At 74.7% G+C, this 762-nt stretch carries 2 protein-coding genes; both read left to right on the plus strand.

Going from position 1 to position 762, the window contains the following annotated elements; all coding sequences use genetic code 11:
* A partial coding sequence (locus FUT87_RS21955; protein WP_147242390.1) for an ABC transporter permease occupies nt 1-428 on the plus strand: 428 nt, incomplete at its 5' end.
* Nucleotides 425-762 (plus strand): ATP-binding cassette domain-containing protein (locus FUT87_RS21960; RefSeq protein WP_147242391.1); only part of this gene is annotated, 338 nt, incomplete at its 3' end. The genes FUT87_RS21955 and FUT87_RS21960, both read left to right, overlap by 4 nt.

Below are 762 nucleotides of genomic sequence, written 5' to 3' on the forward strand. Positions count from 1 at the left end.
GCATGACGGTGGCGATGGCGGCGATCGGCCTGCATGCGGTGCCGTCCTTCGCGCGGCTGGTCAATGGCAGCGCCAAGAGCTGGTGGGCGCGCGACTTCGTGCTGGCCGCCCGCGTCGCGGGGCAGGGCCGGTGGGCGATCACGGTGCGCCATGTGCTGCCGCAGCTGCTGCCGCTGCTGATCGTGCAGGGCACGACCAGCTTCGCGCTGGCCATCCTGGCCGAGGCCGGCCTGTCCTATCTCGGCCTGGGCACCCAGCCGCCGCAGGCCAGCTGGGGACGGCTGCTCGCCGAGGCCCAGACGCTGATGTTCGAGGCGCCGCAGCTGGCGCTCGCGCCGGGCCTGGCGATCACGCTGGCGGTGCTGGGCCTGAACCTGCTGGGCGACGGTCTGCGCGATCGCCTCGATCCCAAGGAGCTGCCGCGATGAGCGCGCCGCTGCTCGAGGTCCGCGACCTGCAGGTGTGGCTCGCCGGGCGCGGTGGCGCGGCGCTGCATGCGCTGCGCGGCATCGACCTGAGGCTGGACCGCGGCGAGTGTCTGGCGCTGATCGGCGAGTCCGGCAGCGGCAAGACGCTGACGGCGCTGGCCGTGATGGGGCTGCTGCCGGACGGCGCGCGGGCCACCGGCCGCATCGCCCTGGACGGCCGCGAGCTGCTCGCGCTCGACGAGGACGACTGGTGCGGCCTGCGCGGCCGCCGTGTCGCGATGGTGTTCCAGGAGCCGCTGACGGCGCTGAACCCGCTGCAGCGCGTGCTGGCGCC

Source organism: Mitsuaria sp. TWR114 (genome assembly GCF_007997345.1).